Origin of the sequence: Methylorubrum podarium, assembly GCF_022179745.1 — a bacterium.
In the GTDB taxonomy this organism is placed as follows: Bacteria; Pseudomonadota; Alphaproteobacteria; order Rhizobiales; family Beijerinckiaceae; genus Methylobacterium; species Methylobacterium podarium.
In genome coordinates this window covers 1-5854 of record NZ_BPRD01000017.1, presented here as the reverse complement: position 1 = coordinate 5854, position 5854 = coordinate 1, and the positions used below count along the sequence as shown (strand labels likewise).

The 5854-nt window shown below is 73.7% G+C and carries 8 protein-coding genes; 5 read left to right on the top strand and 3 right to left on the bottom strand.

What is annotated here, in order from left to right; all coding sequences use genetic code 11:
* A partial coding sequence (locus tag MFF42_RS00860; RefSeq protein WP_283206844.1) for an ATP-dependent helicase C-terminal domain-containing protein occupies positions 1-1048 on the top strand: 1048 nt, incomplete at its 5' end.
* Here the strand turns inward: MFF42_RS00860 and MFF42_RS00855 are convergent.
* Positions 1005-1733, bottom strand: coding sequence for a hypothetical protein (locus tag MFF42_RS00855; RefSeq protein ID WP_238253615.1), 729 nt, complete (start codon positions 1731-1733; stop codon positions 1005-1007). The genes MFF42_RS00860 and MFF42_RS00855 overlap by 44 nt on opposite strands.
* A 115-nt stretch (positions 1734-1848) precedes the next feature.
* Between MFF42_RS00855 and MFF42_RS00850 the strand changes: the two genes are divergently transcribed.
* On the top strand, positions 1849-2217 hold the full coding sequence (locus MFF42_RS00850; RefSeq protein ID WP_238253614.1) for a hypothetical protein: 369 nt from the start codon (positions 1849-1851) through the stop codon (positions 2215-2217).
* Between the two features lie 15 nt (positions 2218-2232).
* On the opposite strand, the gene MFF42_RS00845 is transcribed toward MFF42_RS00850, so the two are convergent.
* Complete coding sequence (locus MFF42_RS00845; protein WP_238253613.1) at positions 2233-2628, bottom strand: VOC family protein; 396 nt, start codon at positions 2626-2628, stop codon at positions 2233-2235.
* Between the two features lie 113 nt (positions 2629-2741).
* Between MFF42_RS00845 and MFF42_RS00840 the strand changes: the two genes are divergently transcribed.
* Positions 2742-3866, top strand: coding sequence for a tyrosine recombinase XerC (locus MFF42_RS00840; RefSeq protein ID WP_238253612.1), 1125 nt, complete (start codon positions 2742-2744; stop codon positions 3864-3866).
* Positions 3867-3965: 99 nt separating this feature from the next.
* Positions 3966-4100 (top strand): hypothetical protein, encoded by a 135-nt coding sequence (locus MFF42_RS26330; protein ID WP_255700725.1) that lies wholly within the window; start codon positions 3966-3968, stop codon positions 4098-4100.
* Positions 4101-4145: 45 nt separating this feature from the next.
* Here the strand turns inward: MFF42_RS26330 and MFF42_RS00835 are convergent, their stop codons facing one another.
* Complete coding sequence (locus tag MFF42_RS00835; protein WP_238253611.1) at positions 4146-4742, bottom strand: histidine phosphatase family protein; 597 nt, start codon at positions 4740-4742, stop codon at positions 4146-4148.
* 159 nt (positions 4743-4901) lie between these two features.
* Between MFF42_RS00835 and MFF42_RS00830 the strand changes: the two genes are divergently transcribed.
* Positions 4902-5854, top strand: a 953-nt coding sequence (locus tag MFF42_RS00830) for a polyphosphate kinase 2 family protein (RefSeq protein ID WP_238253610.1), incomplete at its 3' end; no start/stop codon positions are given.

The following is a 5854-nucleotide window of genomic DNA, read 5'->3' as shown; positions in this document are numbered from 1 at the left end:
CATGCGCCGCCTCGCGGAAGGCTGGGCGCGGCAGGCGGAGAGGGCCGTCTCCGGCGCCGCCGCGCCCGATCCCCGTCTCGCCGAGCCCAGTGCCCTGCTCGCGCTCGCCTATCCCGACCGGGTGGCGCGGGCGCGGGGCCGGGACGGCGCGTTCCTCATGGCCAACGGCCGCGCCGGCCTCGTCGATCCGGCGAGCCCGCTCGCCCGCGAGCCGTTCATCGTCGTCGCCGACCTGACCGGAACCGCGGCCTCCGCCCGCATCCTCGCCGCCGCCGCGATCGCGTCCGAGACCATCGACGCGCTGTTCGCCGACCGGATCGCCACCGTGCGCAGCGTCAGCTTCGACCGCGAGGCCCGCGCCCTGCGCGCCCGCGCCGGCCGCCGGCTCGGCGCCGTGACCCTCGACGAGCGCACCCTGCCCGTCCCCGCCGACGCGGAGGCGTCGGAGGTGCTGGCCCGCGGCATCGCCGGGCTCGGCCTCGACCGCCTGCCCTGGACGCCCGCCCTGGCGCAGTGGCGCGCCCGTGTCCGCTTCCTCCACGATGCCGAGGGCGGGGAATGGCCGGACCTCTCCGACGAGGCGCTGGCCGGGACCGTCGAGGCGTGGCTCGCGCCGGCCATCCTCGGGCGGACGTCGCTCGGCGCGATCACCGCCGACGACCTCGGCCAGGCCCTCCAGGGCCTGCTGCCCTGGACCCTGCGCGCCCGCCTGGAGGCGGAGGCGCCGAGCCATATCGAGGTGCCGACGGGCTCGCGCATCCCGGTCGATTACGAGTCGGGCCCCGAGCCGGTGCTGGCGGTGCGGGTGCAGGAGCTGTTCGGCCTCGACCGGCACCCGACGCTCGGCGGGGGCCGCGTGCCGCTGGTGCTCCACCTGCTCTCGCCGGCCCACCGCCCGATCCAGATCACCCGCGACCTGCCGGGTTTCTGGCGCGGCTCCTGGGGCGCCGTGCGCTCCGAGATGCGGGGGCGCTACCCCCGCCATCCCTGGCCGGAGGACCCCCTCAGCGAGGCGCCGACCCGGCGGGCGAAGCCGCGGGGGACGTGAGGCGGACCTCGGGCATCAGCCAGATTAGCAGCCGGTGGGTCGGCCAGCAGATCAGCAGCGGGATGCCGACGACGAGGCCCGTGAACCACGCCCAGGCCGGCATCATGGTCTGGGCGGCGTTGTCGCTCATGCCCCAGACATAGTTGATGTTGACCGGCGTCAGGCCGGGATCGGGCCGCGGCGGCGGCATCAGGAAGCAGCAGACGAACAGGACGACGACCGCCAGCACCGACCACGCGGCCCAGGCGCGGCGGTCGTAGCCGAGCCGCCAGACGAGATAGACGAGCAGGAACGGCAGCCAGCCGTGGAACAGCGACAGCCCCCGCAGGAACGGCGAGGTCTCGCGGTTGAACATGTAGGCGGTCATGCCGGTCAGCGGATGGCCCGCGGCCTGCGCCGCGAAGTCGACGACCCAGAGCGTCTGCGGCGCGAGGATGCCGACCGCGCAGATCGAGACGAGGAGCGCGCTCTCCGCCCAGATTCCGACGAGGGTCAGGATCAGGGCGATGTCGCAGAAATACAGGAAGTTCGTGGGCCCGTACTGGGTGAGGTAGACCGGGACCAGCACCGCCATGAAGGCCGAGTAGGCGAGCTTGAGGCTCAGGGGGATGCGCCCGCGAACCCGTCTGCCGCCCCGCTCGATCACCGGAGGATCGGCCGTCGCCGCGCTGCCGGAAGGACTCATTGCCACCCCCTGTCGTTTCCGGCTTGACCGTGGCCGAGATTCGTTTCCGAGAGCGTGAGGGAACGCACGCGGCCCGTCAGCCTCGCGCGATCCCGAGACAGGAAGGAAACGTTCGATGCGTTCAGCGGCCTGCCGCCTCTCCGGCCTCGCGCTCGCCCTCCTCGCCGCCGGTGCGGCCCGCGCGCAGACGCCGCCCGACGCCGGCGGCGCCCGGCCGCTGGTGATCCCGCAGGTCGAGGGCGAGCGCCAGGGCAAGATCCTGGGCCGGGCGCTCGCCTGCGGCGCGGAGCGCGAGCGGGTGGAGCGCGTGCTGAGGGCCGGCCGCGAGCGCATGCTGGCGGCGGTCGGCCGCGCGCTCACCGAGGAGCGCTACGCCCTGTCCCTCGACGACGCGATGCGCCTGGAGACGAGCCTGCCGGCGCCGTCCGTGCAAGGATGCGAGAAGGCGCTCGCCGCCCTCGAACGGCTGGAGACGGCACCGTAACCTCCGGCGAGACGATCAGCCGAAGCGGCCGCTCTTCTGGATCACCTCGATCTTGTAGCCGTCCGGGTCGGTGGCGAAGAAGAAGGTCGCGAGCGCGGTCTCGCCGTGCTTGAGGGTCTTGACCGGCGTCACCGAGAACCCCTCGCGCTCGAAGCGCGCCTGCTCGGCCGCCGCGTCCTCCACCACGAAGGCGAGATGGCCGTAGCCGTCGCCGAGATTGTAGGGCTCCGAGCGGTCCTTGTTGACCGTCAGTTCGAGTTCGAACGGCGAGGACGGGTCGCGCAGGTAGAGCAGCGTGAAGTCCGGGAAGTCGAAGCGGTCGGCCGGCTCCAGGCCGAAGGCGCGGGCGTAGAAGTCGCGCGAGCGCGCCTCGTCGCGGACGCGGATCATGGTGTGGACGGGCTTGGCCATCGGCCCTCTCTCCCTCGAGCGGATGCGCGCTCATCTGGCGCGGGGCCGGCCGGGCGGAAAGGGTCTGGGCCGTTTACCCTTCGTCAACCTTAAGGGATCTTTGCTGCTCCGCGATGATGCGCGCCGCGTCCCCCCGAGCCGTCGATCCCGACGCCCTGCTGCCGCCGGGCGACGCCGCCCTGCGCGCGGCGATGCTGGGCTGGCGCGAGGCGCTGGCGCGGGAGCGGCGCATGGCCGCCAACACCGTCGAGGCCTACGAGCGGGACCTGCGCCAGTTCCTGACCCATCGCGCCGCCCGCTCCGGCACGCCGACCATCGCCGGGCTGATCGCTCTCAAGCCGCGGGACCTGCGCGCCTTCATGGCCGCGCGCCGGGCCGAGGGGGTCGGCGGGCGCTCGCTGATGCGGATGCTGGCGGGCCTGCGCTCCTTCGCCCGCTTCCTCGAACGGGAGGGTCACGGCAGCGTGGCGGCGCTCGGCGCCGTGCGCTCGCCCAAGGTCGAGCGGCGCCTGCCGCGCCCAGTGCCGGTGACGGCCGCGCGGGCGATGACCGCGCCCGAGACCCGGCCCGACGACGACCGCGCCCCCTGGGTGCTCGCCCGCGACGCGGCGGTGATCGCCCTCCTCTACGGTTCGGGCCTGCGCATCTCCGAGGCGCTGGGGCTCAGCGCCCGCGACGCGCCGGTGCCGGGCCTCGACGAGGTCCGGGTGACGGGCAAGGGCGGCAAGGTCCGCGCCGTGCCGGTGCTGCCGGCGGTGGCCGAGGCGGTGGCCGCCTACCTGTCGCGCTGCCCGCATCCCCTCGACCCGCAGGGACCGCTCTTCGTCGGCGTGAAGGGCGGCCCGCTCTCGCCGCGGGTGGTGCAGTACGCGGTGGCCGCGTTGCGCGGCGCGCTCGGCCTGCCCGAGAGCGCGACCCCGCACGCCCTGCGCCACTCCTTCGCGACGCATCTGCTCGCCCGCCAGGGGGAGTTGCGGGCGATCCAGGAGCTTCTGGGCCACGCCTCGCTCTCGACCACGCAGATCTACACCAAGGTCGATGCCGCCCGCCTGATGAGCGCCTTCGAGGACGCCCATCCCCGCGCCCGGCGGCTGCCGCCGCGAGCCGAATCGGGCCCGGCGCGGACCGAGGCCGTTGAGCCGGCGCAGGGCTCGAGCGCCCGTTCCGGCCATGCGGCCCGGCCGGGCGCCGCGGCGGGGCGCGGTCGGGAACACCGGCCGGAGCGCAGAAATGCGTGAGTCGGCTCCGTTTACCTTGGTCTTGCCGCGATTGAGTGGCGGATTGTCCTCAACCGGGCGGCGCGGCGCCGCCGAGTCAGAAGCTTCAGGGAGTGTCCGATGCGCGTGAGCGGAATCTGTCTCGCAATCCTGCCCGTCGTCGCCGTCCTCGCCGTGACCGCGACGGTGAAGACGCTGCTGCTTCCCGTCACCGCCGTGCGGCTGCTCGCCCGCGGGCGCGCCGCCCGCGCCTGACGGCGGCTCCGGGCGCCGTAATCCGGCGCGCGCGCCGAATCGCGTTCACGCCCAGCCCCACCCCTCGGGCTCGACGACGAGGATGCTGCCCTGGCGGATGCCGAGCCGCGGGGCGGTGTAGATGTCGAGATGGCCGAGGATGACCAGCAGCGCCCGGGCAACGCCGCCATGGGCGACCATCACCGTCGGGCGGCGTAGCTCCGCCACCACCTCCTCCACCCGCGCCTCGACCATGGCGTAGCTCTCCGCGCCCTCCCCGCGGGGCTGGTAGCCCCAGCGGTCGCGGTCGCGTGCGGCGGCGCCGGACGGATCGCGCCGCCGGATCTCGGCCCAGGTCTGACCCTCCCAAGCACCGAACCCGATCTCCCGAAGCCGCGGATCGGCGCGATAGCCCGCCGCCGGCAGGCCGATGCCGGCGCGCAGGATCTCCATCGTCCGGCGGGCGCGGGTGAGCGGGCTCGCGACGTAGTCGGCCGTCGGCAGCTCCGCCCCGGCGACCCGACGCAGGCGCTCGGCCGCCTCCGCCGCGTGGGCGAGCCCGTTGGCGTTGAGCTCGGTGTCGCGGTGGCCCTGGAGCCGCCCTTCCGCGTTCCAGTCGGTCTGGCCGTGGCGCACGAACCAGATCGTCGGCACCCGGCTCATGCCCCCGCTCCGCAGCGACCGGAGCCTCCCCGCGAAGACCCCGACGCGCCGGATCGGGAACGGCGAAGGCGGCGCATCTGTTGGGGCTCCAAGCTTTTCCCTTCCTGCGGGGCCGCCCCGGCGGCCTCGCGAGCGGCTCGTGAGCAGGTAATCTTCGGTATGGCGCGCAAGAACGGCAAGGACGGCAGCGGCTCCGCGAGTGACAAAGGGGGTGACAAAGCCGCGGAAACAAAGTCGCAGGCGGGCTGGCGCGACCATCCGCCCTCCTTCGCCGGCTGGGCCCGGGCCGCGATCGCGGGGAGCGGCACGGCGCCGAGCCTGTCGCCGCACCTTCACCCGGTCCTGCCGCCGGCCGCCCCCGGCATCGTCACCGTCGAACCCGGCCGGAGCGTCAGCCTCGCCGCCATCGATCCCGACGCCACCGGCGGCCTCGACAAGGCGGAGGCCAAGGCCGCCCTCGACGCGCAGCGCGCGCGGATCAAGCACCTGCAGGAAATGCTCTACGCCGAGCGCCGCCACGCCCTGCTCGTGGTGTTCCAGGCGATCGACACCGGCGGCAAGGACGGCACCATCCGCAACGTGCTGGAGGGGGTGAACCCGCAGGGCTGCCGGGTCTGGTCGTTCAAGGTGCCGAGTGCGGAGGAACTCGATCAGGACTTCTTGTGGCGCTACCACCTACGCACGCCCGGCCGCGGCCTGATCGGCGTGTTCAACCGCAGCCATTACGAGGACGTGCTGGTGGTGCGGGTGAAGGGGCTCGTGCCGGAGGAGACCTGGCGCGAGCGCTACGGGCTCATCAACGACTTCGAGCGGCTGCTGACACTCTCGGGGACCGTGATCCTCAAGTTCTTCCTGCACATCTCCAAGGACGAGCAGAAGGAGCGCCTGGAGGCGCGCCTCGCCGACCCGGAGAAGCACTGGAAGTTCGACCCCGCCGACCTCGTCGAGCGCAAGGCCTGGGACGCCTACCAGACCGCCTTCGACGACGCGCTTGCCCGCTGCTCGACGCCCTACGCCCCCTGGCACGTGGTGCCGGCCAACCGGAAGTGGGCCCGCAACGTCATGGTCGCCAAGACCATCGCCTCCAGCGTGTCGGCGATGGTCTTGGCGAC

Bases quoted from the DNA above. Each gene is read 5' to 3' on its own strand.
- MFF42_RS00835 (WP_238253611.1), bottom strand. From the start codon at position 4,742: ATGAGCCGGGTGCCGACGATCTGGTTCGTGCGCCACGGCCAGACCGAC.
- MFF42_RS00850 (WP_238253614.1), top strand. From the start codon at position 1,849: ATGCGTTCAGCGGCCTGCCGCCTCTCCGGCCTCGCGCTCGCCCTCCTC.
- MFF42_RS00845 (WP_238253613.1), bottom strand. From the start codon at position 2,628: ATGGCCAAGCCCGTCCACACCATGATCCGCGTCCGCGACGAGGCGCGC.
- MFF42_RS26330 (WP_255700725.1), top strand. From the start codon at position 3,966: ATGCGCGTGAGCGGAATCTGTCTCGCAATCCTGCCCGTCGTCGCCGTC.
- MFF42_RS00840 (WP_238253612.1), top strand. From the start codon at position 2,742: ATGATGCGCGCCGCGTCCCCCCGAGCCGTCGATCCCGACGCCCTGCTG.
- MFF42_RS00855 (WP_238253615.1), bottom strand. From the start codon at position 1,733: ATGAGTCCTTCCGGCAGCGCGGCGACGGCCGATCCTCCGGTGATCGAG.